Genomic DNA, 24752 nt, shown 5'->3' with positions numbered 1-24752 from the left:
GGGCATCAACAGGGAACACCGATGGCAGGTGGGTTTCACTGCTTCGCACGCGGTGTCGGACATGCGGCGCCGACAATGCTACCTGATGATGGCAGGGCTTGCTGTCGGCGCATTGGCTTGGCATGACAGGCTGGGCAGATGAGAGCGCGTTCATGCAGCAGGATAGCGAAATCGCCATTATCGGCGCGGGGGTCGTGGGGCTGGCCTGTGCCCTGCATCTGGCAGAGGCCGGGCATCAGGTCACGCTGATCGCACCCGAAGATGACGAGAGCGGCGCCTCCTATGGCAATGCGGGTGTGATCGCGGATTATGCGGTCATGCCTGTCGGCACGCCCGATGTGCTGCGCAACCTGCCTGCGCTGCTTTTCAACCGCGACAGCCCGCTGGCCATCCGCCCTGCCCTTGCGCTGGCGCCATGGCTGCTCCGCTTTGCCCGCGAATCGCTGCCCGGACGCGCGCGGCTGAATGCGCAGGCCATTGCGGCCCTGCTCGCGCCTGCGGCATCAAGCTGGAAAGAGCTTGCTGCGCAGATTAGCGGGCAGGATCTGCTCAAGCCCCTGGGCTCGCTCTATCTGTTCGAGACCGAGGCTGACCGGCGCGGCACGCGGTTCGAGACTTACCGCGCGCATGGGGTTGCGGTCGAAGAGATCAGCCGCGCCGAACTCGGGCAGTTGCAGCCGGGCCTGCCCGAGGGGATTGGTCTGGGCGCGGCCTTCTTTCCCAACACGATCACGCTTGATGATCCCGGCCAGATGCTGCGCCGCCTGCGCGTGGCGGTCACGGCTGCGGGGGTGGAACGGATCGCGGCGCGGGTCACGCGGCTGAAGCGTGGCAAGGGGCAGGTCACGCTGCGCGGCGAAGGACTGCATCTGAACGCGCGGCGCGTGGTCATCGCGGCGGGCGCATGGTCGCGCGCATTTGCCGCGCAGGCAGGCGACCGGGTGCCGCTGGATACCGAGCGCGGCTATCATCTGGAATATGACAGCCCTGCCCCGCGCCTGATCCGGCAGATGACACCGGTTTCGCGCGGCTTCTATTTCTGCCCGATGGCGGGTCGGCTGCGGGTGGCAGGTACGGTGGAACTGGGCGGGCTGGACGCGCCCGCCTCAGAGCATCGCTGGGCCGTGCTGGAACGCGGCGCACGCGCGATCCTGCCCGATCTGCCGGAACCGGACCGGCGCTGGATGGGCTGCCGCCCCTCGCTGCCCGATTCGCGCCCGGTCATCGGCCCGTCCCGCGCCGGGCCAGAGGTGATCCATGCTTTCGGTCATGGCCATCTGGGTCTGACCCTTGCGCCCATAACCGCGCGGCTGGTCACGGCGCTGGTGACGGGGCGCGCGCCGGAACTCGACCTTGCGCCTTACCGGGCTGATCGGTTCTGAACCAGCGCCGCGCCGAGTGTGGTGGCCAGAAAGATCAGCGCGGCAATCACCACGATAGAGGGGCCGGAGGGCGTGTCCCGCGCCAGTGACAGTTGCAATCCGCCAAAGACCGACACGGCGCCGATGGCCATGGCGAAAGCGGCCATCATCTCGGGCGAGCGCGCGAGGTTACGCGCGGCGGCGGCCGGAATGATCAGCAGTGCTGCGATCAGAAGCGCGCCGACGATCTTCAGCGCGACCGCGACGACCACCGCCAGCGCGAGCGTCAGCACCATGCGTTCGCTCCCCGGATTGATCCCCGCCGATTGCGCCAGATCCTCGCTGAGCGTGGCCATGAGCAGCCCCTGCCAGCGCCACAGGATCAGCCCCAGGACCAGCGCGGAGCCGAGCACGATCACCGCGAGATCAAAGCGCGAGACTGCAAGGATATCGCCAAAGAGATAGGCGGTCAGATCGACGCGCACATTGGGCAGGAAGGATACGGCCACCAGACCGAAGGCCAGCGCCGAATGGGCCAGAACGCCGAGCGTGGTATCCATCGCCCAGCCGCGCCCTGCCAACGTGGCCACAACCATCGCCATGATCAGCGCCACGACCATCGTGCCGATGAAAATGCTGATCTGGAAGCCGAGCGCCAGCGCCACGCCGAGGATCGCCGCATGGGCCGTCGCATCGCCGAAATAGGCCATGCGCCGCCAGACCACGAAACAGCCCAGCGGGCCGGTGGCGATGGCCACGGCCAGCCCGGCCAGCAGCGCGCGCATCAGGAAATCATCCAGCATGATGGGCATGCTCCTTCGTATGGTTGTGGTCGTGGTCGCAATCTTCGTCATGCACATGGTCATGGCTGTGCTGGTAGAGTGCCAGCGCGCCACCCGTGCCAAGCCCGAAAAGCGCGCGATATTCGGGCGCGGCGCGCACCACCTGCGGCGCGCCTTCGCAGCAGATATGACCGTTGATGCAGATCACCCGGTCCGAGGCACTCATCACCACATGCAGGTCATGGCTGACCGACAGGACCGCGCAATTCATTTCGCGCCGCACATCCTCGATCAGCCGGTAGAACGCCGCAACACCGGGCTGGTCCAGCCCGGCAGTGGGCTCATCCAGCATCAGGATATCGGGCCGGGTCAGCAGCGCGCGGGCCAGAAGCACGCGCTGGAACTGCCCGCCCGACAGAGTGGCCATGTTCTGCCGCGCCACATCGGGGACGCCCACGCGCTCCAGAATCGCGGCAATAGCCTGCGGGCTTTGGCGGCTGGGCAGAGACAGGAAGCGTGACACCGGCATGGGCAGTCCGGGGTCAAGGTGCAGGCGTTGCGGCACATAGCCGATACGCAGCCCCTTCGCGCGGGTGATGCGGCCCTTGTCAGGCGCGACGACGCCCAGAAGCACGCGCAGGAAACTGGTCTTGCCAGAGCCGTTGGGGCCGACGATGGTGACGATCTCGCCCCGGTTGATCTGAAAATCAATGTCGAACAAGACGCGGCGTCCGGTATAGCTGACGCCGACTGAATTTGCTGTGATCAGGCTCATGCAGCGCTATCCCGGCAGGCGCTGCACTGGCCCACAGCCTCGATCGTGGCGCGGTTCAGATGAAAGCCTGCGGATTGCGCGGCCTGATCGAGTGCGGCACTGACGGCACCGGCATCGGCCTCGGTCACACTGTTGCAGCTCTCGCAGATCAGAAAGGCCGCGCGGTGGTCATGGCCGGGATGGGCGCAGGCGGTAAAGGCGTTGAGCCGCCGGATGCGATGCGCAAGCCCGTGATCCACAAGGAAGTTCAGCGCGCGATAGGCAACCGGTGGCTGGCTGCCGAACCCTTCGGTGCTGAGTTTTTCCAGCACCTCATAGGCGCCAAGCGCGCCATGCGCCTGCAGCAGGATTTCCAGCGTGCGCCGCCGCACCGGGGTCAGACGCGCGCCTTGCGCGCGGGCGCGCGTCTCGGCCTCGGTCAGGATCGCCGTGACATTGGCCGCGCCGCTATGGTCCGCGCAACAAAAACCGGGGCCGTGGTCTTGTGGTGTCATCTGCCTTGCCTTGACTGTTATGATATAACGTTAGATAAGCCTGCCCAGACATAGCACAAGGAGAACAGGATGCGCTACTCACTTGCCATGGCCTGCGCCATGATGGCCACACCGCTTGCGGCACAGGATCTGCGGGTGACGACCGATTTTCAGGTGACGCATTCGCTGGTCTCTATGGTGATGGGTGAGACCGGCACGCCGGATCTGCTGCTGGATCAGGGCGGCGATCCGCATAGCTTCCAGCTACGCCCCTCGCAGGCGCGCAATCTGGCCGATGCGGAGCTGATTTTCTGGATGGGGCCGGACATGACACCCTGGATGGCGCGCGCGATCGCAGGGGTCGAGGCGCAAGGCGAGGTGGTGACGCTGCTGGAGGCCGAGGGGCTGCGCCTGCAGGACTATGCGCAGGGTCATGCGCATGATGACCATGGGCACTCCAATGACGAACACGGGCATTCCCACGATGACCACGGGCATTCCCACGATGACCACGGGCACTCCCACGATGACCATGGGCACTCCCACGATGACCACGGGCATTCGCACGAAGATCACGGCCATTCGCACGACGACCATGGCCACTCGCACGATGACCATGGGCATTCCCACGACGACCACGGCCACGCGCATGACCACGGGCACAGCCATGACGGAACCGATCCGCATGCCTGGATGAATACCGACAATATCGCCGTCTGGCTTGACCTGATCGCGGCGGAACTGGCCGAGCATGACCCGGCCAATGCCGAGACCTTCGCCGCCAACGCCTCTGCCGCGGGTGCGGAAATTGCAGAGCTTGCCAATGAGCTGCAGGCGATTCTCGCGCCTGTCGGTGACGCGCCTCTCATCATGTTCCATGACGCCTATGGCTATCTCGCCCGCCAGTTCGGGCTGAATATCGCAGGCACTATCGCGCTCGGTGATGCTGCCGCCCCCGGCGCACAGCGGCTGAGCGAATTGCGCGATCAGTTGCGCGATGCTGGTGCGGTCTGCATCTTCCCCGAGGTCAATCATTCCTCGCGCTATATCGATATGGTGATCGAGGGCACCGAAGTGCGCGTGGGTGCAGAGCTTGACCCCGAAGGCGTGACGCTGGAGCCGGGCGCGGATCTGTACCCGACGCTGATGCGCAACATGGCGCAGGCGATTGCCGATTGCGTCGCGGGCTGAGGGCTGGACGCGCGGGCGCTCAAAGGTTAGGTCTGGCCTTGTGATCGAAAGGGCCAGACCATGACTGACCGCTCCCCCCTGACCCTCTATCTCGCGGCCCCGCGCGGGTTCTGCGCGGGCGTGGACCGGGCCATCAAGATCGTCGAGATGGCAATCGAGAAATGGGGCGCGCCGGTCTATGTGCGCCACGAGATCGTGCATAACAAATATGTCGTGGACGGGCTGCGCGCGAAGGGTGCGGTCTTTGTCGAGGAACTGGATGACTGCCCGCTGGACCGGCCGGTGATCTTCTCGGCGCATGGCGTGCCGAAATCGGTGCCCCTTGAGGCGCAGGCGCGCGAGATGCTTTATGTCGATGCCACCTGCCCGCTGGTCAGCAAGGTGCATATCGAGGCAGAACGCCACCATCAGAACGGCTTGCAGATGGTCATGATCGGCCATGCAGGCCATCCCGAAACCATCGGCACGATGGGGCAACTGCCCGAGGGCGAAGTGCTGCTGGTCGAAACCCCTGCAGATGTGGCGGGGCTGGTGGTGCGTGACCCGCAAAAGCTGGCCTTCATCACTCAGACCACGCTTTCGGTGGATGACACAGCCGAGGTGGTGACGGCCCTGAGGGCGCGGTTTCCCACGATTGTCGGGCCGCATAAGGAAGATATCTGCTATGCCACCACCAACCGGCAGGAAGCGGTCAAGGCGATTGCGCCGAAGATCGACGCGCTTTTGGTGATCGGCGCGCCCAATTCGTCGAATTCACAGCGACTGGTCGAAGTGGGCCGCGCCAAGGGCTGCGCCTATGCGCAGCTTGTGCAGCGCGCAAGCGAGATCGACTGGCGCGCGCTGGACGGTATAAGCAGCATCGGGATCACCGCCGGGGCCTCGGCCCCGGAAGAGCTGGTCAATGAAGTGATCGATGCGTTTCGCGCGCGTTTTGATGTGACCGTGGAACTGGTGGAGACCGCGCAGGAGCGGGTCGAGTTCAAGGTGCCACGGGTATTGAGAGAACCGGCATGAGTTGGGATTTCCTGCTGACCGCCTTCATCGTCTGTGTCACGCCCGGTATCGGGGTGGTGTATACGCTCTCGACCACTCTGGGGGGCGGGCTGCGTGCAGGGCTATGGGCGGCGCTCGGGTGCACTGTGGCGACGGTCATTCATCTTGCGGTGGCCCTTGGCGGGCTTGCCGCGATCCTGCTGACCTCGGCGGTCCTATTCCAGACCCTCAAATATCTGGGAGTTGCCTATCTGATGTGGATGGCATGGGCTGTGCTGAAAGATGTCGGAGGCATGTCAATCAGCCCTGCTGCACCGCTTCCCGCAGGGCGGCTGGTCTGGCGGGGAATTGTGCTGAACCTGCTCAATCCCAAATTGCCCCTGTTCTTCGTGGCCTTCCTGCCGCAATTCCTGCCCGCGACGGGCGCGACCTCGGCGATGATGATCGAGCTTGGCCTGGCCTTTACCATGATTACCTTACTGACCTTTGTCCTTTACGCAGGACTCGCAGCGCAGGGGCGCACGGCCGTTCTGGGTTCGGAACGGATCATGACCTGGCTCAAGCGGGTCTTTGCGCTGTCTTTCGCAGGGCTTGGCCTGCGCCTTGCTACCGAACGCGCATAACCATTCTTCGTCTGGCACTGGCCTTGGGGCTTTGGCTGGGCTAAGCCACGGACAGAACATTGCACAGGAGAGTCGGGCCATGCGGCTTTATTCAATGCCCACATCGGGCAACAGCTACAAGGTGCGGCTGCTGCTGGCGCTGCTTGGCCAGCGGGCAGATCTGATTGATGTCGAATATGGCTGGGAGTCGCTGGCGCAGGCCAAGGCCGAGGGCAAGATGCCCTTCGGCAAAGCCCCGGTGCTGGAACTCGACGATGGCACGCTTTTGCCGGAATCGAATGCGATCCTGTTCTGGCTGGGGCGGGAGACGCGCTTTGTGCCCGGGGATGCGCTGGATCAGGCGCAGATGCTGTCCTGGATGTTCTGGGAGCAGAACCAGCATGAAGGCGTGATCGCCGTACGCGCAGCATTGCTGAACTACCCGCATCGCCGCGCACAGGCCACGCCCGAACGGCTGGCCGAGTTGCTGGAAAGCGGCAACGCCCTGCTGCAGATCATGGAGGATCATCTGGCCACCCGCGACTGGCTGGTGGGGGCGGATGCAAGCCTCGCCGATATCTGCCTCTACGCCTATACCCATACCGCCGACACGCGCGGCGGCTTTGATCTGTCCCCCTTCCCTGCCCTGCGTGCATGGCTTGGCCGCGTCAAGGCGCTGCCCGGATATATCGGCCTCGATGACTGAGGTGATCGCCTATACGGACGGCGCCTGTTCCGGCAATCCCGGCCCCGGCGGCTGGGGCGTGCTGATGCGCGCCTTGCGCGGGGGCGCGATTATCAAGGAACGCGAGCTTTCGGGCGGTGAGGCCGACACCACCAATAACCGCATGGAACTGATGGCCGCGATCACGGCGCTGGAAACCCTGCGCCAGCCAAGCACGATCACCATTGTCACCGACAGCGCCTATGTGAAGAACGGGGTCACAATCTGGATCCATGGCTGGAAGCGCAATGGCTGGCGCACAGCGGACAAAAAACCGGTGAAGAATGTCGAATTGTGGCAACGGCTGGACGCGGCACAGGCGCAGCATCGCGTGACATGGGAATGGATCAAGGGCCATGCCGGGCACCCCGAAAACGAACGCGCCGATGAACTGGCGCGCGCGGGCATGGCGCCCTTCAAGCCGGTCAAGACATGACGCTGCTGCAGGGGCTGGATTACGCATCGGTGTTCATCTTCGGACTGACCGGGGCGCTGGCCGCGTCGCGCGCGCAGCTTGATATCGTGGGCTTTGTGTTTCTGGCCTGCCTGACGGCGGTGGGGGGCGGTACGATCCGCGATGTGATCCTGAACCGCGATCAGGTGTTCTGGGTGGCCGATCCCGGCATGATCTTGTCAGCCTCTCTGGCGGCGGTGCTGGTGTTTTTCACCGCGCATCTGCTGGAATCGCGGATCCGCACGCTGGAATGGCTGGACGCGCTTGCGCTGGCCGTGGCCGTGCCAGCGGGCGTCGGCGTCGCGATGGGGATGGGGCAAAGCTGGCCGATCGTGCTGATCATGGGGGTGGCAACGGGCACATTCGGCGGGCTGATGCGCGATGTGGTCTGCAATGAGGTGCCCTTGGTGCTGAAAAAGGGCGAGCTTTATGCCACTGCGGCCTTCAGCGGCGCGCTGGCGGCGCTGGCACTGGCGCAGGTGACAGAATCGATGCTGGTAATCCTGCTGGGCTGCGCAGTCACGACCTGCGCGCTGCGCGCAGGCTCGATGTTCTATGGCTGGTGCCTGCCGGTCTATAAAAGCCGCCCGCCGCGGCGTTAGCCGCGACGCTGCGGGGTCAGCTGGCGCATTGGCGCCCGGCTTCCTCGGATGCGGCGGTGAAGCCAAAGAGCGAGAATGTGTCGCGCGTATTGGTCCCGCGCGAGGAACGTGCGGTCAGCACCGCTTCTGCACCAGCGCGCATGGCCGTGAAGATGCGCTGGTCATCCTCGGGCGAGCCCGCCCAGGCCCATTGGCCATCGACGAACAGCTGGAATTCATTGCTGCCGATGGTGATCCCGACGGTCGAATCCGGTGCGAAAGGATAGCCCCCGGTGAAGGAAATCTCGGGTGTGGTGCGACCTGGCCGGTAGGTGGCGAACATCAGGATGTCGCCGCGCCGCACCTGCACCGGTTGCCCGTCGCGGGTGTTGACGGTCTCGCGCGGTGCGGAAACCGCCCAGCATTCCTTGCTCGGCGAATTCTCGACGAAGACGCTCCAATCCGTCTCGGCGGCGACGCGATTGGTGGATTCCTGCGCCTGAGCCGGGGCGGTCAGCCCCGTGACGAGAAAACTTGCCGCGACTGCAACGGTCGCTCCGAAATGACCCAGTGACGCCATCTGCTGTCTTGCCTCCAATTGACCCGGCCCTTTTTGCGCCACACCAGACCCGGATGGTCGGGTGGCAGAGAACCATTCGCTAGTTTCTTAGCGTTATGCCAGCGAGATTTCAAAGCCCAACGGCAGAAAATCGCGCAGCCGTGAGCAGTTGCGAGACCGGCGTGACCAAAATGAGCGACAAGATGCCGAGTTTCGCGCAAGACAGCGCTGAAACTGCGCTTAGGATCGCCTCGCGGCCTGTCAGGACGGCGGGCAAGCGCCCTGTGCAGGCGGGTTCTTGCTGACCATGATGTAAAGGCGAAACCCCGCGCGGCAGCACAGGCCCTTTTCCCATACCGGTTCAGCGTGTAAAGCCAAAGGTATCATCAGAAAAAGGGGATATTGCCATGTTCAAGTTTCTGTTCGGCGCAAAGGACAAGAAGCCCGAAGTCAAGCGCGAAACCCAGCGCGAGACGGTTCTTCGGGCGCAACAGGAACTGAACGATATCCTTGCCGGTCTGAGCCCCAAGGCGAAGATCACGATCTACCCCGAAGAGGGCACGTTCACCATCGCCCTGCCCGAGCAGATGCCGGATGAAGCGAAGGCCCTGCCGTCACCGGCGAAACCAGAGGACAACCCCGCGACACCGCCGACGCAGACCACCGAAGCGGCCTGATCGCGGGACAGCGCCGCACTCCACGCTTGCCCTGCGCCAAGCCCTCGTCTAGCTTCGCCGCGACAGCCAATAGCGGAGGTATGGCGATGAGCGACAAGCAGCCCGGTTTCGACACATTGCAGATCCATGCGGGCGCGCGGCCCGATCCTGCCACCGGCGCGCGGCAGGTGCCGATCTACCAGTCCACCGCCTTTGTCTTTCGCGATGCGGATCACGCGGCGGCGCTCTTCAATCTGCAGGAACTGGGCTATATCTATTCGCGCCTGACCAACCCGACCGTCTCTGCGCTGCAGGAGCGCATGGCGACGCTCGAAGGCGGTGCAGGCGCGGTCTGCTGTTCTTCGGGCCATGCCGCGCAGATCATGGCGCTGTTTCCGCTGATGGGTCCGGGGCTGAATATCGTGACCTCGAACCGGCTTTATGGTGGCACGGTCACGCAGTTCAGCCAGACGATCAAGCGCTTTGGCTGGTCGGCGAAATTCGTCGATACCGAGGATCTGGCGGCGGTCGAGGCCGCGATTGACGACAATACCCGCGCGATTTTCTGCGAATCCATCGCCAATCCGGGCGGCTATATCACGGATATCGACGCGCTGGCCGCCATCGCGGATCGCAATGGCATTCCGCTGATCGTCGACAACACCACCGCGACCCCCTATCTGTGCCGCCCTATCGAGCATGGCGCGACGCTGGTGGTGCATTCGCTGACGAAATACCTGACCGGCAATGGCACGGTAACGGGCGGCTGCATCATCGATTCGGGCAAGTTCAACTGGTCGAACGGCAAATTTCCCTCTTTCTCGGAGCCGGAACCCGCCTATCACGGTCTGAAATTCCACGAGACCTTCGGGCATCTGGCCTTTACCTTTCATTCCATCGCCATCGGGCTGCGTGATCTGGGCATGACCATGAATCCGCAAGCGGCGCATTACACGCTGATGGGCATCGAGACGCTATCGCTGCGGATGGAACGCCATTGCGCCAATGCCGTGAAAGTAGCCAAGTGGCTGGAGCAGGATCCGCGCGTGGCCTATGTCACCTATGCGGGACTGCCGTCGTCGCCCTATCATGACCGGGTGGCGCGGATCTGCCCCAAAGGCGCGTCGGCGCTTTTCACCTTCTCGCTGAAGGCAGGCTATGAAGCCTGCGTGAAACTGATCGATTCCGTCAATCTGTTCAGTCATGTGGCCAATCTGGGCGATACGCGCTCGCTGATCATCCATTCCGCTTCGACCACACACCGGCAATTGACCGAGGCCCAGCAGATCGCCGCCGGAGCCGCGCCGGATGTGGTGCGCCTGTCGATCGGGCTGGAAGACCCGGAAGATATCATCGCGGATCTGGATCAGGCGCTGGCGAAGGCCACTGCGTAAGTCATTTGCGCGCACAGAGTCATGTCCCTGTGCGCGCAGAACACGGACCTGATGGGCGATTTTTTGCCCCGGTTCAAGGAACTGAGGTATTTGTGACTCCCGATCTCGTGGAATCCTGTGCTAAAGGCCAGACATGAAACCGAATTTCGCTCTTGGCCTGACCGATGATGGCATCACCCTGTGGCAACGCGACGCAACCGGATGGTTGCGCGTGGGTGCAGTCGCGCCGGAGGCCGCCGATCTGGCCGCGCAGATGCAGGGGCTGGTCAAGATCGCCTCTGCGCTTGCCCCGGAAGGTGTGCGCACCAAGCTTGTGGTGCCTGACGAGCAGATCCTGTTCTGCGATCTGCCGGTCTCGGCGCGCAATCGTGACATGCAGAGCCACGAGATCCGTGCCCAGCTTGCCGGCCGCACCCCCTACCCGGTCGAGGAACTCGATTTCGACTGGACCGTGAGCGATGGCATGGCCCATGTGGCGGTGGTGGCGCGCGAAACATTGGTCGAGGCCGAGGATTTCGCGCGCGGTTTCGGGCTGAACCCGATCAGCAGCGTTGCATCCCCCGCCAATGGCAGCTTCCCGCAGGAGCCGTTTTTCGGCCCGACGCGCGGCGCGCGCGCGATTATCGGCGATGTGTCGCAGCTTGAGCGTGACAGCGCGCTGTTGCGCGAAACCGGAATTGCGCGCCTGCCGGAACCGGAACTCAAGCAACCGGAGCCGGAACCCAAACCGCAGGTTGATCCGGAGGTGACGCCGGACCAGGCGGCAGAGCCCGAGGCACCGCGAATCTCCGGATCCGCACCAGCCCCGGTTGCGAGATCCGAGGCAGAGGCAGAGGCAGAGGCAAAACCGGAGAAGCAGCCCAAGTCAGGCCCCGAAGCGGCAGCGAAAACGCAAGACCCTGCGCCGAAGAAATCCGAAACCGGCAAGGAAAAGAAAGCATCCTTGGAGGCTGCGAAATCTGCCACGGCGGATGCGCAAGCGACTGGCAAGGACGGTCCCGAAACGGCAGAGAAGAAGGCCGGGCGCCCGGCGGATGCCAAAGGGGATGCAAAAGCCGCAGCGCCCGCACCTGCCGCGTCGACGACCGAGCCACCCGCCGGGAAGGTCGGGGATAGGGTGTCGACCGGATCACCCTCTGGCGATGCGCAGAAATCTTCCCTGATTGCAAAACTCCGTGCCGCCAAGGCCGCGTCAGAGAGCCGGAAGGCTGCGGCAGGACCATTGACCGGCGGTATGAGCGCCCTTGGGCGCGCGAGGCAGAAACTGACAGATGTACTGCCCTCAAAGCAATCCTCGGTGAATGCCGACGCAGAGCCGGTGCAGGCCGCCAGCGGAACGGGTGAAGGCGCGGTGGCCTTTCGGTCCCGTCGTGCAAGCGCGCCCGTACCGGGTGCGACCCCTACTGAGGCGCAAGCGCCGAAACCCGCTTCCGATCTGCTTGGCAGCTGGCGCGCGAAGCTTTCGGGCGCTCAGGATTTGTCGAAACGCACCTTCGGCGGCCTGAGCAAAGCCGACGGTACGCCCCCGGCGGAGACGTCCCAGCGCAGGGCGGTGCCGACAGAGCCTGCGCCCAAGGCAGAAAAGACCGGCACGCCTGCGAACGGCAAGAGCAAGTCGAAACCCGCTGCAGAGGCCAAGAGCCCCGCCCCGGTCAAGATGAGTTCTGGGGCGGCGACCACCGGACGCAAGGATCCGCTGGAGACCCTGCAGGCGCGTGCAGGCGGCAAATCACCGCCCCCCTCCAACGAGGCAGAGCGGCTGACGATCTTCGGCGCGCGCGGTCAGGCGGAGAACACAGGCGCCGCACCGCGTCGGGCGCTGCTGGTCCTTGTCGGTCTCGGGCTGATCCTTGTCGCGGTGGCGATCTGGGTCGTGTATTTTCTCAATACTGGCCCGGTGACCACCGAGGTTTCGGAACAGGCAGACCCGCCAGCCGCATCCGCGCCTCTGGTGACAGGTCAGGCAGAGCCTGAAACGGTCCTGCCTGAAAGCCTGGAAGATATCGAGGCTGCATTGGGCCTTGAAGACGCCGCGCAGCAACTGCCGCTTGATGCGCCGGAACCTGCGCCGCTGGATGATCCGGTCCATCAGGCAGACGCGGTTTCGGGAGATGCCCCTGTCACCGAGAGCGAACAGCCCGCTGGGCGCGTTGCCGGGGTGCGCAGTTCAGCGCTGCTGGCGCCGCAGGATCATCTGCCACTTCCGGATGCGCCCTCGGCTCCGGCGCCTTTCGGCGCGGAGCCTTTGCCGCCGCTGCGCTCTGAAGTTGAACAGGCGGCGCTGGCGCAGGCCGAGGCCCCGGATCCGGCGGCAGAAGCCGCACCGGATGCCGAAACCCAGACTGGCCCGTCCTTGCCCGAAGGCGAGGAGGCGCTGGAGATTGACGTGACCGAGGGCACCCCGGCAGTAGTGCCGCCCGCGCGGCCCGAAGGGCTGGCGCCAGAGACAGAGGCTGCGGTTGAAGCGGCGCTTGAAGCCGCAACTCTGGAAGCTGCGGCGGAAGCCGTGATCGCGGGTGATGCAACGGATGCTCCGGAAGCCGGGATCGCGGCGGAAGATCTGGCCGAATCTCTGGCCATGCCTGATCCGGCTGCGGACCCGCTGGATGAGAGCGGTCTGGAGATTGTCGTGACCGAGGGGCGCCCTGCGGTTGTCCCGCCTGCGCGCCCGGAAGGGCTGGCCCCTGAACAAGCCGCGCCCGAACCTGCAGCCGCAGACGCGGACTCAGAGGCGCTGGCCCCCCCGACAACCGACGAATCCCATCCTGATCCGAGTGCGGATCAGGCAGAGCTTGACACGCCGCCTCCGGGCGGCGTTGCGCTGACTGCGCTGCGTCCGGCGGCGCGCCCCTCGATGGTCGCCGAACTGGCCGAGGCCGCGCGCGCTGCAGAGGCCGAACCGGTCTTTGATGCCACCGAACTGGCCGTTGCCGCATCGGCCCGTCCCACTGCGCGACCGGGACAATTCGCCGCCGTGGTGCAGCGCGCCCTGCGTGCGGCGCAACCACGCAGCACAACCCAGACCCCCGCCGCTGTTGCTGCCGCCCCGGCGCCAGAAGCACAGGCCCCGGTCCAGACCGCGCGCGCCGCCGTGCCCGCCGCCCCGCCGATCCCGTCTTCGGCCTCGGTCGCGCGCGAGGCGACGCAGGCCCGCGCCATCAATCTGCGCCAGATCAACCTGATCGGGGTGATGGGCACATCGTCAAGCCGCAGGGCACTGGTACGGCTTTCGAACGGGCGGGTGGTGACAGTCCGGGTCGGGGATTCGCTCGATAACGGAAGTGTCACCGCGATCAGCGAAAATGAACTGCGCTACTCCAGACGCGGGCGCGATGTGGTGTTGCGCATCGCCTCCTGAGCCGCGATAAGTCCGGGAAATGACCTGAGAGGAATGTCGATGTCGGAAAAACAGGTTTCGCCTGCGGTCAAGATCGGTCTGGAACTGGGGCCGGTCTTTCTGTTTTTCGTGGGCTATATCTCGACGCGCGGGCAGAGTTTCCTGATCGGCGGCACGGAATATGATGCGTTCATCCTGCTGACTGCGGCTTTCATCCCGCTGATGGCGCTTGCGACATTTGTGCTTTGGAAACTCTCGGGGCGGCTGAGCCGGTTGCAGCTTGTCACGCTGGTCATGGTCGTCATCTTCGGCGGGCTGACCGTCTGGCTGAATGACGAGCGCTTCTTCAAGATGAAGCCAACCGCCGTTTACGGCATTTTCGCGAGCCTGCTCTTTATCGGGCTTGCGCGCGGGCAAAGCTGGCTGGAGCTGGTGATGGAAGGCGCGCTGCCGCTGACCCATGAGGGCTGGATTCTGCTTACCAAGCGCATGGCGCTGATGTTCGTCGCAATGGCGGTCGCCAATGAACTGGTCTGGCGCACGATGACGACCGATGCCTGGGTGAATTTCCGCACCTTCGGCCTGCCCTTCGCGCTTTTTGCCTTCCTGATGCTGCAAGGCAAGCTCTTCGAGCGCTACAATACCAATCCCAAACAATAAGGCGCTGTCCGGCGGCGGGAAGGCGGGGTGGTCCCCACCTTCCCGAAATCCTCAGCCGCGCTTGCCGAACAGGATTTTCTGCGCCTCACGGTCTTTGATCGCATCCGAGCGCAACTCCGCCCCAAGCGCCCGCCCGCGTTGTACCGCAGCCCGCGCGCCAACCGCGTCAAGCCAGCGTTTCAGGTTCGGCTTGTCCTCCAACGTCTGTTCCTGCCCTTCCCAGAGCGAGGCCCAGGGCCAGATCGCCATATCGGCGATGGAATAGAAATCGCCTGCGACGAATTCATGCTGCGCAAGCTGGCGGTCAAGCACGCCATAGAGCCGCGCGACCTCGCGCTGGTAGCGATCCTTGGCATAGGGCAGATCCTGCGGCGGTTCCAGCGACGGCGCGTATTTCAGGAAATGATGCGCCTGCCCGGCCATCGGCCCCACACCGCCCATCTGCCACATCAGCCACTGATCCACCGCCACGCGGTCACGCTCGGTCGCGCCGTAGAATTGACCGGTCTTGCGCGCCAGATATTGCAGGATGGCGCCGGATTCGAAGATCGAGATCGGCGCACCGTCCGGCCCGTCATGATCCACGATTGCGGGCATGCGGTTGTTCGGTGCGATTTTCAGGAAGTCGGGATTGAACTGGTCGCCCGCGTTGATGTTGACCAGATGCACCTGATAGGGCAGCGCCATTTCTTCAAGCGCGATAGAGATTTTCCAGCCATTCGGCGTGGGCCAGTAGTAAAGGTCGATGCTCATGGAGCCTCCGGGGGTTTTGCGGTTGCTGCACAAGCTAAGCATCCTGACGCCGAAGCCAAGTGCGATATGCAAAAGAGGGCCGCGCGGGCCCTCTCTCATTTTCGCACAGAAGTTGCGGATCAGTGTGCGGCGCGCACCGCGCGCTGGGTCATCACCCGGACCAGATGGGCGCGATATTCCGCTGTACCATGCAAGTCTGCAATCATTCCGTCCGAGGGGTGCGAGAGCCGCCCGATACTGTCAGCGTCAAAACCCGACGACAGCGCCGCCTCGGCCTCGGCCCAGCGGAACACGCCGCCCTCGGACGCCCCGGTCACGGCCACGCGCACGCCCGAGGCATATTTTGCCACGAAGACGCCCGTCAGCGCGAAGCGCGAGGCCGGTTGCAGGAATTTCGCATAGGCCGCTTTCTCGGGGATCGGGAAGCGGACCGAGGTGATGATCTCGCCCTCGTCCAGCGCTGTGGTGAACATGCCCTGAAAATAGTCATCTGCCGCGATTTCGCGGGCATTGGTCACGATGGTTGCGCCTGTGCCAAGTACGGCTGCCGGATAGCAGGCCGACGGGTCGTTATTGGCCAGACTGCCGCCAAGCGTGCCGCGCGTGCGCACCGCCGGATCGCCGATCTGGCCAGCGAGCGCCGCGAGGGCCGGAAAATGACTGGCGGCGTCGCGGGCGACCGCGGCATGGGTCGTGGTCGCCCCCACCACCAGCGCGCCGCCGTCGCGCCTGACGCCGTTCATCTCGGCAATCCCGGTCAGGCTGACCAGTATTTCCGGCGCATTGAGCCGCGCCTTCATCGACGGGATCAGCGTCTGGCCGCCTGCAAAGGGCTGCGCCTCGGCATTGGCCAATACCGCGACAGCATCCGCGACGGTCGAGGGTTTCACGAACTCGAAATTATGCATGGGTTCCTCCTCCCTCAGCTGTTGATCGCCGCCCAGACGCGCGCGGGCGTCAGAGGCATGTCGATATGGGTGACATGGGTATGGCCCGCGCGGTGCAGCGCATCGATCGCGGCATTGACCACGGCAGGGGGCGAGCCGATCGCGCCTGCCTCGCCGCAGCCTTTGACGCCAAGGGGGTTATGCGTGCAAGGCGTGACGCAGCTATGATCCACGGTGAAGCCCCGCAGATCATCGGCGCGCGGCATGGCGTAATCCATGAAACTGCCCGACAGAAGCTGGCCCTGATCGTCATAGACGCAGTTTTCCAGCAATGCCTGACCGATCCCCTGCGCCAGACCACCATGGACCTGACCTTCGACAATCATCGGGTTGACGATATTGCCGAAATCATCCGCCGCGATGAAGCGCAGGATGTCGATCTTGCCGGTCTCGGGGTCCAGCTCGATCTCGCAGCCATAAGCGCCTGACGGATAGGTGAAGTTCGACGGATCGTAGAAGGCGGTTTCTTCCAGCCCCGGCTCAAGCTCTTCCAGCGGGTAGTTATGGGGGACATAGGCGGCAAGCGTCACCCCGGACCAGTCCACCGATTTGTCGGTGCCTACGACCGAGAACTTGCCGTCCTTCAACTCGATATCCTCGGGCGCGGCTTCCAGAAGGTGCGCGGCAATCTTCTTGGCCTTGTCGATCACCTTGTTGGTGGCCTTGACGATGGCCGAGCCGCCCACGGCGAGCGAGCGTGAGCCATAGGTGCCCATGCCCATCGGCGTGTTCGACGTGTCGCCATGGTGGATTTCGATGCTCGACGCATCCACACCGATCATATCGGCCACGACCTGCGCGAAGGTGGTCTCATGCCCCTGCCCGTGGCTGTGGCTGCCGGTATAGACCGAAATCGAGCCGGTGGCATTGACCCGGATCGAGGCGCTCTCATAGAGCCCCGCGCGCGCGCCAAGCTGGCCCACAAGGTTCGAGGGCGCGATGCCGCAAGCCTCGATATAATGGGCAATGCCGAAGCCGCGCAGTTTGCCCTTGCTGGCGCTTTCCGCGCGACGCGCCTCGAAGCCCGCATAATCGGCAAGCTCCAGCATCTTGTCCATAGTGGCGTGATAATTGCCCGTGTCATAGACCACCGCCACCGGGGTCTGATAGGGGAAGTCCTCGGGCTTGATGAAGTTCTTGCGCCTCAACTCAATCGGGTCCACACCCAATTCGCGCGCGGCCTTGTCCACCAGCCGCTCGATCTGGAATGTGGCCTCGGGGCGACCCGCGCCGCGATAGGCGTCCACCGGCACCGTATTGGTGAAAACCGCTTTCACATTCACATAGATCAGCGGGGTCTTGTAATTCCCGGCCATCAACGTGCCATGCAGCCATGTCGGGATCGACGGCGCGAAGGTCGAGAGGTAAGCCCCCATATTCGCATAGGTTTCGGTACGGATCGCCATGAAGTTATGGTCCGCATCGAGTGCCAGTTCGATTCTGGTCTTGTGGTCGCGCCCATGCGCATCCGAGATGAAGGCTTCGGAGCGCGAGGAGGTCCATTTCACCGGGCGCTTCAGAACCTTGGCCGCGTAGGTGCAGAAGGCTTCTTCGGCATAATGGTAGATCTTCGAGCCGAAACCGCCGCCCACATCAGGGGCGACAACACGCAGCTTGTGTTCGGGGATCGAGAGCACGAAAGCCCCCATCAGCAGCCGGATCACATGCGGGTTCTGGCTGGTGGTGTAGAGCGTGTGCATATCACCCCAGGGGTCGTAATCGCCGACAGCGACGCGCGGTTCCATCGGGTTGGCGACAAGGCGGTTGTTGGTCAGATCCAGACTGACCACATGCGCGGCGCTCTCGAAAGCTGCGTTCACGGCCTCCTTGTTTTCCTCGACAAAACCCCAGTCATAGCAAAGGTTCGAGCTCAGATCGTCATGGACCTTGGTGGCGCCATCCGCCAGCGCGGCCTGCATGTCGATGACCGGCTCCAGTTCCTCGATATCGACCTCGATGGCCTCAGCTGCGTCTCTCGCCTGTTCATGGGTTTCGGCGACCACCGCCGCGATGGGATCGCCGACATGGCGCACCTTGCCTTCCGCGAGGATCGGATGCTTGGGTTCCTGCATCGGCTGGCCGAAACGGTCGGTCACCTGCCAGCCGCAGGGCAGACCGCCTGCGCTTGCGAAATCTGCAGATGTGAAGACCTTGAGCACACCGGGCATGGCCTCGGCGGCGGCGGTATCGATACTGGTGATGCGCCCATGCGCCACATCCGAGCGCAGGAAATGGACATGCGCCTGTCCACGCAGGTTGATATCGTCGGTATATTTCCCGTTTCCTGTCAGGAACCGCACATCCTCGCGCCGTTTGGTGCTGGCGCCAATGCCATCATCTTTGGGCATTTCTCTCTCCCTGAAAAACCTCTGATCTCGGGTAGGGTGCGTGCTCAGCACGCACCTTACGGCGCTTACTCCGCCGCGAGGGCTCCGGCATCCTGACCGGATGCCGCCATCACCGCGCGCACGATGTTCTGATAGCCCGTGCAGCGGCAGAGATTGCCCTCAAGGTAATGGCGTACCTCTTCCTCGCTGGGCTTGGGGTTCTCGGCCAGAAGCGCGGCCGTCGACATGACCATGCCCGGCGTGCAGAAGCCGCATTGCAAGCCGTGATAATCCTGAAATGCCTGCTGGATCACGCCCAGACTGCCATCGGGGTTCGCCATGCCCTCGACCGTCGTGACCTCGGCCCCTTCCAGATCGGCGGCGAATGCCGTGCAGGATTTCACGGGCTGGCCATCGACCAGCACCACGCAGGCCCCGCATTGGCTGGTATCGCAGCCGACATGCGTGCCGGTCAGCCCCAGCCCTTCGCGCAGATAGCTTGACAGCAGCGTGCGCCCCTCCGCCTCGGCGCTCACCGCACGGCCATTCACGGTCATATTCACTTTTGTCATCAAGTCCTCCCTAGACCTAAATTTTAGTTCATCTAACCACGGTTTCCGGCCCGCGCCTATGCGACCTTGGGCTTAGTCTCCCCCTGCGTCTGCGGCGCCCTCCTCACCCTGGCGGCGCGGTCTCGGGCGCGTCGGAATTTCCTTGAGCAAGCCCCCCACTCCCATCGCCATGATATCGGCAGGTGTCACCTCCAGCCCGCAGATCACCCGTTCCAGCACCCAATCCGCCCCGTTCAGCGCAGGGCTTTTGGCGCAGCCCGGCAGGCCGATCACCCGACGCGCGCCAAGCTGGCCCAGAAACAGCAGATTGCCCGGATCCACCGGCATGCCGAAATGCGCGACGCTGCCGCCCGCCTGCCGCAGCGCCTGCGGGGCGGTGTCGAAAGCATCCGACGTGGCCGATCCGGTCAGGATCAGGATCAACTCGCCCGATGCCGCGCGCAAAGCTTCGGCCAGCGGCGCGATCTGATGCGGCACGATACAGGGCGGGTCCAGCGTCACAGCCAGCCGGTCCAGCCGCGCCGCTGTCACGGAATGTCCCTTCGCCCCATCCGCGCGCGCATCGACCCGGGTCTGGATCAGGCTGGCATGGCGCAGAACCGGCGGCAGGATTTTCATACTGCCCGCACCGGCCAAGCAGGCCGAGTGCAGCGCGGGTTGCGCCACGCCATAGGTGATGATCTTGACAGTGGCGACCATCGCGCCGGGATCGACGCGCATCAGATCGGGCAGGGTCGCAACCGTGATCGCCGGATCGACATTGTTCACGGCATTTATCCGCGCCGCTTCCAGCCGCACCAGACCGGGACCAGCGGCCACGATATTGACCCGCCCGGTGCCGACGGGTTTCAGCGTCAGACCTGCCGCATCCGGCGCGGGCACCAATGCGCGGGCAAGGGCGATGGCCGCGTCATCCTCATGCACGTCACCGGGGTCCAGCCGCGCGAGGGTCAGGCTGTCATGCCCCGCAGCCCTCAGCGCGGCCACATCCTCGGCGCAAAGCACCCGGCCCTTGCGCAGACGCCCGCCTGCGATCGTGACCGAATGGGCGAGGATCGCGCCTTCGGCCTGCGCGACGGGATGCGGGCCGAACCTCATCGCGCCCCCCGCAAAGCAAGGGTGATCTGCGCGAGCGTGGCCAGCGCGATTTCCGCAGGGCTGCGCGCGCCAAGGTTCAGGCCGACCGGCGCGTGGATACGGGCAAGCTGGTCCTCGGACAGCCCCGCCGCGCGCAGGCGCTCCAGCCGTTTGGCATGGGTGCGGGTGGAGCCAAGACAGCCAAGATAGAACACATCCGAGCGCAATGCCGCGATGATCGCAGGGTCATCAAGCTTCGCATCATGCGTCAGCGTCACGACCGCCGTGCGCGCATCAAGGCCGAGCGCGTCCAGCGCCTCGTCGGGCCAGTCCTGCAGGATCGTCTCGCCCGGAAAGCGCGCTTGGGAGGCAAATGCCGCGCGCGGATCGACCAGCGTGGGGGAATAGCCCGCCAGCCGCGCCATCGGCAAGAGCGCCTGCGCGATATGCACCCCCCCCACGACCACCAGGCGCAGCGGCGGGTTATGGAGCGTGATCATGCGCCCGGCCTCATCCCGGCCCGACTGATCCGCACGGAAACGCGCCGCCATGCCCGGCGCGTCGGGGGTCACGAGGGCGCGCTCCCAGCTTGTCAGATCGGTTGCGCAGGCGATGGGCTGGCGCGCGGCGCGCGCCTCGACCAGCGCGCGCAGCGTCCGGGGTTTCAGCGCGTCGGGGCCGTCGCCAACAGGCTCTACCAGCACCTCGATCCGGCCACCGCAGGCCAGACCCACCTCGAATGCCGTCTCATCGGCCACGCCGAAGCTCAACAGGCGCGGGCGGCCGTCGGCCAGCGCCTCTACGGCCTCGACCACCACTGCGCCTTCGACACAGCCGCCAGAGACCGAGCCCATGATCTCACCCGCGCCGGAAATCGCAAGCTGGCTGCCCGGCTGGCGCGGGGCCGACCCCCATGTCGCCACGACCGTTGCCAGCGCCGCGCCCTGCCCGCGCTCATGCCAGTCCAGCGCGGCTTCGGGAATCTGGTCGAATCGCAAATCCATGCCCGCGCCTCCCCGCGCGCTCAGATGTCCTCCGCGCAAGGATGGCAGCAAGACCGGCACTTGGCAAATACGACCTTTGGCGCGGGGGTCACATGGCAGCGGAAAAGCGCGGCTCTCCTTGAAACGCTGCGGCACGAGCGCTGCCGCCCCTCTCGACATGACCGGCGAAACCAAGCAAGACTGCGCGCATGTCGCGCCCTGCCCTGCATCCGCTGCTTGCCCATCCCGGTGCCATCGCCATCGCCCATCGCGGCGGCGGGCTGGAGGCCGAGGAAAACACCCTGCCCGCCTTTGATCACGCGGTTTCGCTGGAATTCACCCATGTGGAACTCGATGTGCATGCCACGCGCGACGGGGTTGTGGTGATCCATCACGACCCGGAGCTGACCCGCCTGTGCGGCGATCCGCGCCGGATTGCCGATCTGGACTGGCGCGACTTGCAGCAGGTTCGGACGAAGGGCGGCGCAGAAATCCCGCGTCTGAAGGATTTGCTGGAGACGCACCCGGCCCTGCGGGTCACCATCGAGGCGAAATCCGATTCTGTCGTGGACCCGCTTTGCGATCTGATCCAGCGCATGGGCGTCTTGCCGCGTGTGAGCATCGGGGCCTTTGCCCCGGCGCGAACTGCGCGCGCGCGCGACCGATTGGGGCCGGGGCTGCTCTGGTCGCCCGCGCATGGACAGGTCGCGCGGCTGTTCGCGCGTGGCTGGGGGCTGCCCTTGCCCCTGCAGGATTTCCGTGTCGTGCAGATCCCGACGCAGTGGAAGGGCATTCAGCTTGTCACCGCGCGCTTTCTGCGCGCCGCGCATGCGGCAGGTGTGAAGGTACAGGTCTGGACCGTGAATGACGAGGCCGAGATGCACCGACTGCTGGATCTGGGGGTTGACGGGCTGATGACCGACCGGCCCGCCCTCTTGCGCGCGGTGCTGGAGGCGCGGGGCCAATGGCCCTCAGCCGCCGAGCACCAGCACCATGATCGCGGCGTAGAACAGAAATGACGCGACCAGCACGAAGACATGCCAGATCGCGAAATGATAGGGCAGCGCCTGCCACAGATAGAACACCACGCCCAGCGTATAGACCAGCCCGCCTGCCAGCATCAGCCCGACGATGACCGGCGACAGGCTGTGCGCCAGATCCGGCAGGATCATGAGACCGGCCCAGCCCATGCCCAGATAGAGCGCAATCGCCAGCAGCCGGAAGCGCGCGGGCGAGATCAGCTTCAGGACCACCCCGCACCCCGCCGCCCCCCAGAGCCCGGCAAGCAGCCATAGCCCCTGCCCGGTGATCAGCGTAAACGGCGTATAGGTGCCTGCGATCTTGAGATAGATCGCGGCATGGTCAAGCCGCTGGAACAGCCAGGCCAGTGCCGGGCGCAGGCTAAGATTGAACAGTGCCGAGGCGCCGATCATCGCCGCGAATGTCGCGCCGTAGATGCTGGCGCCAAGGATGATCTGGCCGGTGCCCTCGGTCAGTCCACGCATGAGCGCGGCCCCGATCAGCAGTGGCACTGCGACCACGACACTGGCAAGCCCCAGATAGTGGATGGACGCATCCAGCCGCTGTTCGGCGGCGCTATAGGTCTTGGTCTGGGCGGATTGATGGGACTGCATGCGGATCATGCGCCATCATAGCCCGGTTTCCGGCCGCTTGCGAAACGCTTTCACGCGAGCGGCGGGCTGACCTCGCGTCAGCACAACACGCCAAATCGCTTGATTTTCCTGCCAAACCCGCCTAGCCCCACGGCAAGCGACATGAAGAACCGAGGCCGCCATGACTGTCCATCTCTACGCCGATGACCTGCCCGACGGGCTGGATCTGGGGCCCGTCGTGGCCATTGACTGCGAGGCGATGGGGCTTCACCCGCATCGCGACCGGCTTTGCGTGGTGCAGCTGTCAGGCGGAGACGGGAATGCGCATCTGGTGCAGGTTGCGCGCGACATTCGCCCTGCCCCGAACCTGACCCGGCTTCTGGCTGACCCTGCGGTGCTGAAACTCTTTCATTTCGGCCGGTTTGACATCGCGCTGCTGCGCCATAGCTACGGGGTGACAACCGCGCCGGTCTATTGCACCAAGATCGCGTCGAAGCTGGTGCGCACCTATACCGACCGGCACGGGCTGAAATACCTGCTCTCGGAGCTTTTGGGCGTGGATATCTCGAAACAGCAGCAAAGCTCGGACTGGGGGGCTGCGCGCCTGTCGGATGCGCAGCAAAGCTATGCGGCGTCAGACGTGCTGCATCTGCACCGGCTGCGCGAGGTGCTCGACGGGATGCTTGCGCGTGAAGGGCGCAGCGATCTGGCGCAGCGGTGTTTCGATTTTCTGCCCAGCCGCGCGGAACTGGATATCGCGGGCTGGCCGGATATCGACATTTTCGCGCATTGAGCCCTTGCAATGCCGCCACCGTCCCGCATGACCACTGCCCGCATGAGCCTGTTCCGGCTTCTGCGTCTGGTCCTGCCTCTGGGCGCGCTAGTCCTGCTGTCCACTGTGTTTCTGGTGTCGCGCAGCATTGATCCGCAGCGCGCGGTCGAACTGGCCGATATGGATGTGACCGAACTGGCCCGCGAGCCGCGCATCGGAACCGCGCGTATCGCCGGGGTCACGCGGGAAGACACGGCCCTGATGATTGAGGCCGAATCCGTGCGCTCGCTTGGCGATCTGCAGCAATCGGGACCGGTGCATCTGACCCTCACCGCCCCGAACGGCGCGCTGAACTTTCCCTCGGGCCGGGTCGCGCAGTTTCGATCCGACACCGGCGTGCTTGATCAGACGCGCGATCAGATCGTGATGCGCGGGGGGGTGCTGCTGGAAACCTCGGACGGATACAGGCTGGCGATGTCGGAACTGATCTCGCGGTTGCAGAGCACGCATGTCACGGGCCTTGGCGGTATCGAAGGCGACGGTCCGGCGGGGTCAATCTCGGCGGACAGGGTGGAACTGACCGCCAAAACCGGCGGAAGCGGCGGATATCTGCTTGCCTTCTCGGGCAATGTCAGGCTGATATACCTGCCAGAAGACTGAAGGAGCCGACCAGAGTGCGCGTTTCGGGAATGATCCTCGCGGTGAGCCTTGCGCTTGCGACCGGCCCGGCTTGGGCGCAGGGCACCGGCCTGTCCTTTTCCGGGCTGAACGCGGTGCGCGGGCTACCGGTCGAGATCCGGTCGGATCAGTTGCAGGTCGACAACACCACGGGCGAGACTGTCTTTTCTGGCAACGCGGTTCTGGGACAGGGCGATATGCGCATCGCAGCCCCGACCATCCGCATCATCTACGCCCCGCAGGACGGCAACCGCATCCAGCGGCTTGAAGCCTCGGGCGGGGTAACGCTGGTCACCGCAGCGGAAGCCGCCGAAGCCGCCACAGCGGTATATGAGGTGATCGCGGGCACTGTCGCCATGCGCGGATCGGTGATCCTGACCCAGGGGCGCAATGTGCTGTCCGGCGACAGCCTGCATGTGAATGTGCGCACAGGTCAGGGCCGGATGGAAGGCAATGTGCGCACCATCATCCAGACCAATCCCTGAGCC

General features: G+C 64.6%; 26 protein-coding genes. 15 read left to right on the top strand and 11 right to left on the bottom strand.

Annotated elements, in window-relative coordinates; genetic code table 11:
• Positions 1–152 precede the first annotated feature (152 nt).
• Positions 153–1382, top strand: coding sequence for an NAD(P)/FAD-dependent oxidoreductase (locus BG457_RS09950; protein WP_071797091.1), 1230 nt, complete (start codon positions 153–155; stop codon positions 1380–1382).
• Here the strand turns inward: BG457_RS09950 and BG457_RS09945 are convergent.
• Genes BG457_RS09945 through BG457_RS09935 form a run of 3 tightly spaced genes read right to left on the bottom strand, consistent with a single transcriptional unit; the run spans position 1361 to position 3412 of the window.
• Positions 1361–2164, bottom strand: a complete 804-nt coding sequence (locus BG457_RS09945) for a metal ABC transporter permease (RefSeq protein WP_071797092.1) — start codon at positions 2162–2164, stop codon at positions 1361–1363. The genes BG457_RS09950 and BG457_RS09945 overlap by 22 nt on opposite strands.
• A complete protein-coding gene (locus BG457_RS09940; RefSeq protein WP_071796992.1) occupies positions 2154–2918 on the bottom strand; it encodes an ATP-binding cassette domain-containing protein in 765 nt (254 codons plus the stop codon). Before BG457_RS09940 ends, BG457_RS09945 begins: the two co-directional genes overlap by 11 nt.
• Positions 2915–3412, bottom strand: coding sequence for a Fur family transcriptional regulator (locus tag BG457_RS09935; RefSeq protein WP_071796991.1), 498 nt, complete (start codon positions 3410–3412; stop codon positions 2915–2917). Before BG457_RS09935 ends, BG457_RS09940 begins: the two co-directional genes overlap by 4 nt.
• Positions 3413–3481: 69 nt before the next feature.
• Between BG457_RS09935 and BG457_RS09930 the strand changes: the two genes are divergently transcribed.
• The 6 genes from BG457_RS09930 to BG457_RS09905 all read left to right on the top strand — a co-directional run bounded on the left by BG457_RS09930 (position 3482) and on the right by BG457_RS09905 (position 7957).
• A complete protein-coding gene (locus tag BG457_RS09930) occupies positions 3482–4582 on the top strand; it encodes a zinc ABC transporter substrate-binding protein (RefSeq protein WP_071796990.1) in 1101 nt (366 codons plus the stop codon).
• A gap of 60 nt (positions 4583–4642) precedes the next feature.
• Positions 4643–5596 carry a 4-hydroxy-3-methylbut-2-enyl diphosphate reductase gene (ispH, locus tag BG457_RS09925; RefSeq protein ID WP_071796989.1) on the top strand — a complete coding sequence of 318 codons (954 nt, stop codon included), beginning with the start codon at positions 4643–4645 and terminating at the stop codon, positions 5594–5596.
• Positions 5593–6198 carry a LysE family translocator gene (locus BG457_RS09920; RefSeq protein WP_071796988.1) on the top strand — a complete coding sequence of 202 codons (606 nt, stop codon included), beginning with the start codon at positions 5593–5595 and terminating at the stop codon, positions 6196–6198. Before ispH ends, BG457_RS09920 begins: the two co-directional genes overlap by 4 nt.
• Before the next feature lie 79 nt (positions 6199–6277).
• Positions 6278–6883, top strand: a complete 606-nt coding sequence (locus BG457_RS09915) for a glutathione S-transferase family protein (protein WP_071796987.1) — start codon at positions 6278–6280, stop codon at positions 6881–6883.
• On the top strand, positions 6876–7337 hold the full coding sequence (gene rnhA, locus BG457_RS09910; protein ID WP_071796986.1) for a ribonuclease HI: 462 nt from the start codon (positions 6876–6878) through the stop codon (positions 7335–7337). Before BG457_RS09915 ends, rnhA begins: the two co-directional genes overlap by 8 nt.
• On the top strand, positions 7334–7957 hold the full coding sequence (locus BG457_RS09905) for a trimeric intracellular cation channel family protein (protein ID WP_071796985.1): 624 nt from the start codon (positions 7334–7336) through the stop codon (positions 7955–7957). The genes rnhA and BG457_RS09905 overlap by 4 nt, the downstream gene beginning before the upstream one ends.
• Positions 7958–7973: 16 nt before the next feature.
• Here the strand turns inward: BG457_RS09905 and BG457_RS09900 are convergent, their stop codons facing one another.
• Positions 7974–8516: an invasion associated locus B family protein gene (locus BG457_RS09900; RefSeq protein ID WP_071796984.1), complete on the bottom strand. Its 543-nt coding sequence runs from the start codon at positions 8514–8516 to the stop codon at positions 7974–7976.
• A gap of 386 nt (positions 8517–8902) precedes the next feature.
• Here BG457_RS09900 and BG457_RS09890 point away from each other — a divergent pair, with 386 nt between their 5' ends.
• The 4 genes from BG457_RS09890 (at position 8903) to BG457_RS09875 (ending at position 14542) form a co-directional block, all read left to right on the top strand.
• Positions 8903–9172 carry a hypothetical protein gene (locus BG457_RS09890; protein WP_071796982.1) on the top strand — a complete coding sequence of 90 codons (270 nt, stop codon included), beginning with the start codon at positions 8903–8905 and terminating at the stop codon, positions 9170–9172.
• Positions 9173–9258: 86 nt separating this feature from the next.
• Positions 9259–10545: an O-acetylhomoserine aminocarboxypropyltransferase/cysteine synthase family protein gene (locus BG457_RS09885; protein ID WP_071796981.1), complete on the top strand. Its 1287-nt coding sequence runs from the start codon at positions 9259–9261 to the stop codon at positions 10543–10545.
• A 133-nt stretch (positions 10546–10678) separates the two neighbouring features.
• Entirely contained in the window at positions 10679–13903 is a 3225-nt protein-coding gene (locus BG457_RS09880) for a hypothetical protein (RefSeq protein ID WP_071796980.1), read from the top strand.
• Between the two features lie 39 nt (positions 13904–13942).
• Positions 13943–14542: an inner membrane-spanning protein YciB gene (locus BG457_RS09875; RefSeq protein ID WP_071796979.1), complete on the top strand. Its 600-nt coding sequence runs from the start codon at positions 13943–13945 to the stop codon at positions 14540–14542.
• Positions 14543–14593: 51 nt separating this feature from the next.
• On the opposite strand, the gene BG457_RS09870 is transcribed toward BG457_RS09875, so the two are convergent.
• The 6 genes from BG457_RS09870 to BG457_RS09845 all read right to left on the bottom strand — a co-directional run bounded on the left by BG457_RS09870 (position 14594) and on the right by BG457_RS09845 (position 21222).
• On the bottom strand, positions 14594–15295 hold the full coding sequence (locus BG457_RS09870) for a glutathione S-transferase N-terminal domain-containing protein (RefSeq protein ID WP_071796978.1): 702 nt from the start codon (positions 15293–15295) through the stop codon (positions 14594–14596).
• A gap of 119 nt (positions 15296–15414) precedes the next feature.
• Positions 15415–16203: an FAD binding domain-containing protein gene (locus BG457_RS09865; RefSeq protein ID WP_071796977.1), complete on the bottom strand. Its 789-nt coding sequence runs from the start codon at positions 16201–16203 to the stop codon at positions 15415–15417.
• 14 nt (positions 16204–16217) lie between these two features.
• Entirely contained in the window at positions 16218–18590 is a 2373-nt protein-coding gene (locus BG457_RS09860; RefSeq protein WP_071796976.1) for a xanthine dehydrogenase family protein molybdopterin-binding subunit, read from the bottom strand.
• Positions 18591–18655: 65 nt separating this feature from the next.
• The gene (locus BG457_RS09855; RefSeq protein ID WP_071796975.1) at positions 18656–19141 is read right to left on the bottom strand and encodes a (2Fe-2S)-binding protein; all 486 of its coding nucleotides are present in this window, start codon (positions 19139–19141) and stop codon (positions 18656–18658) included.
• A gap of 72 nt (positions 19142–19213) precedes the next feature.
• Complete coding sequence (locus BG457_RS09850) at positions 19214–20239, bottom strand: molybdopterin-binding protein (RefSeq protein ID WP_071796974.1); 1026 nt, start codon at positions 20237–20239, stop codon at positions 19214–19216.
• Positions 20236–21222, bottom strand: coding sequence for an XdhC family protein (locus tag BG457_RS09845; protein WP_071796973.1), 987 nt, complete (start codon positions 21220–21222; stop codon positions 20236–20238). The genes BG457_RS09850 and BG457_RS09845 overlap by 4 nt, the downstream gene beginning before the upstream one ends.
• Positions 21223–21410: 188 nt before the next feature.
• Between BG457_RS09845 and BG457_RS09840 the strand changes: the two genes are divergently transcribed.
• Entirely contained in the window at positions 21411–22220 is an 810-nt protein-coding gene (locus tag BG457_RS09840; protein WP_071796972.1) for a glycerophosphodiester phosphodiesterase family protein, read from the top strand.
• Here BG457_RS09840 and trhA read toward each other — a convergent pair.
• On the bottom strand, positions 22173–22844 hold the full coding sequence (gene trhA / locus BG457_RS09835) for a PAQR family membrane homeostasis protein TrhA (RefSeq protein WP_071796971.1): 672 nt from the start codon (positions 22842–22844) through the stop codon (positions 22173–22175). The two genes, BG457_RS09840 and trhA, sit on opposite strands and share 48 nt — an antisense overlap.
• Before the next feature lie 151 nt (positions 22845–22995).
• On the opposite strand from trhA, the gene BG457_RS09830 reads away from it, so the two are divergent.
• From BG457_RS09830 to BG457_RS09820, 3 genes are read left to right on the top strand one after another with little or no spacing between them, the layout of a single operon-like run.
• On the top strand, positions 22996–23607 hold the full coding sequence (locus BG457_RS09830) for a ribonuclease D (protein WP_071796970.1): 612 nt from the start codon (positions 22996–22998) through the stop codon (positions 23605–23607).
• A gap of 9 nt (positions 23608–23616) precedes the next feature.
• A complete protein-coding gene (locus BG457_RS09825; RefSeq protein WP_139257663.1) occupies positions 23617–24246 on the top strand; it encodes a hypothetical protein in 630 nt (209 codons plus the stop codon).
• Positions 24247–24260: 14 nt separating this feature from the next.
• On the top strand, positions 24261–24749 hold the full coding sequence (locus tag BG457_RS09820) for an LptA/OstA family protein (protein WP_139257661.1): 489 nt from the start codon (positions 24261–24263) through the stop codon (positions 24747–24749).
• Positions 24750–24752: the final 3 nt, after the last annotated feature.

It is taken from the genome of Natronohydrobacter thiooxidans (assembly GCF_001884735.1).
Taxonomy (GTDB): Bacteria; Pseudomonadota; Alphaproteobacteria; order Rhodobacterales; family Rhodobacteraceae; genus Roseinatronobacter; species Roseinatronobacter thiooxidans_A.
Note: the sequence above shows the minus strand (reverse complement) of the source record. Positions and strands in the feature narration are given on the sequence as shown.

What these genes read in the sequence shown, in the direction of transcription:
- BG457_RS09950 (WP_071797091.1), top strand. Translation starts at nt 153, where the DNA reads ATGCAGCAGGATAGCGAAATCGCCATTATCGGCGCGGGGGTCGTGGGG.
- BG457_RS09945 (WP_071797092.1), bottom strand. Translation starts at nt 2,164, where the DNA reads ATGCTGGATGATTTCCTGATGCGCGCGCTGCTGGCCGGGCTGGCCGTG.
- BG457_RS09940 (WP_071796992.1), bottom strand. Translation starts at nt 2,918, where the DNA reads ATGAGCCTGATCACAGCAAATTCAGTCGGCGTCAGCTATACCGGACGC.
- BG457_RS09935 (WP_071796991.1), bottom strand. Translation starts at nt 3,412, where the DNA reads ATGACACCACAAGACCACGGCCCCGGTTTTTGTTGCGCGGACCATAGC.
- BG457_RS09930 (WP_071796990.1), top strand. Translation starts at nt 3,482, where the DNA reads ATGCGCTACTCACTTGCCATGGCCTGCGCCATGATGGCCACACCGCTT.
- ispH (WP_071796989.1), top strand. Translation starts at nt 4,643, where the DNA reads ATGACTGACCGCTCCCCCCTGACCCTCTATCTCGCGGCCCCGCGCGGG.
- BG457_RS09920 (WP_071796988.1), top strand. Translation starts at nt 5,593, where the DNA reads ATGAGTTGGGATTTCCTGCTGACCGCCTTCATCGTCTGTGTCACGCCC.
- BG457_RS09915 (WP_071796987.1), top strand. Translation starts at nt 6,278, where the DNA reads ATGCGGCTTTATTCAATGCCCACATCGGGCAACAGCTACAAGGTGCGG.
- rnhA (WP_071796986.1), top strand. Translation starts at nt 6,876, where the DNA reads ATGACTGAGGTGATCGCCTATACGGACGGCGCCTGTTCCGGCAATCCC.
- BG457_RS09905 (WP_071796985.1), top strand. Translation starts at nt 7,334, where the DNA reads ATGACGCTGCTGCAGGGGCTGGATTACGCATCGGTGTTCATCTTCGGA.
- BG457_RS09900 (WP_071796984.1), bottom strand. Translation starts at nt 8,516, where the DNA reads ATGGCGTCACTGGGTCATTTCGGAGCGACCGTTGCAGTCGCGGCAAGT.
- BG457_RS09890 (WP_071796982.1), top strand. Translation starts at nt 8,903, where the DNA reads ATGTTCAAGTTTCTGTTCGGCGCAAAGGACAAGAAGCCCGAAGTCAAG.
- BG457_RS09885 (WP_071796981.1), top strand. Translation starts at nt 9,259, where the DNA reads ATGAGCGACAAGCAGCCCGGTTTCGACACATTGCAGATCCATGCGGGC.
- BG457_RS09880 (WP_071796980.1), top strand. Translation starts at nt 10,679, where the DNA reads ATGAAACCGAATTTCGCTCTTGGCCTGACCGATGATGGCATCACCCTG.
- BG457_RS09875 (WP_071796979.1), top strand. Translation starts at nt 13,943, where the DNA reads ATGTCGGAAAAACAGGTTTCGCCTGCGGTCAAGATCGGTCTGGAACTG.
- BG457_RS09870 (WP_071796978.1), bottom strand. Translation starts at nt 15,295, where the DNA reads ATGAGCATCGACCTTTACTACTGGCCCACGCCGAATGGCTGGAAAATC.
- BG457_RS09865 (WP_071796977.1), bottom strand. Translation starts at nt 16,203, where the DNA reads ATGCATAATTTCGAGTTCGTGAAACCCTCGACCGTCGCGGATGCTGTC.
- BG457_RS09860 (WP_071796976.1), bottom strand. Translation starts at nt 18,590, where the DNA reads ATGCCCAAAGATGATGGCATTGGCGCCAGCACCAAACGGCGCGAGGAT.
- BG457_RS09855 (WP_071796975.1), bottom strand. Translation starts at nt 19,141, where the DNA reads ATGACAAAAGTGAATATGACCGTGAATGGCCGTGCGGTGAGCGCCGAG.
- BG457_RS09850 (WP_071796974.1), bottom strand. Translation starts at nt 20,239, where the DNA reads ATGAGGTTCGGCCCGCATCCCGTCGCGCAGGCCGAAGGCGCGATCCTC.
- BG457_RS09845 (WP_071796973.1), bottom strand. Translation starts at nt 21,222, where the DNA reads ATGGATTTGCGATTCGACCAGATTCCCGAAGCCGCGCTGGACTGGCAT.
- BG457_RS09840 (WP_071796972.1), top strand. Translation starts at nt 21,411, where the DNA reads ATGTCGCGCCCTGCCCTGCATCCGCTGCTTGCCCATCCCGGTGCCATC.
- trhA (WP_071796971.1), bottom strand. Translation starts at nt 22,844, where the DNA reads ATGATCCGCATGCAGTCCCATCAATCCGCCCAGACCAAGACCTATAGC.
- BG457_RS09830 (WP_071796970.1), top strand. Translation starts at nt 22,996, where the DNA reads ATGACTGTCCATCTCTACGCCGATGACCTGCCCGACGGGCTGGATCTG.
- BG457_RS09825 (WP_139257663.1), top strand. Translation starts at nt 23,617, where the DNA reads ATGCCGCCACCGTCCCGCATGACCACTGCCCGCATGAGCCTGTTCCGG.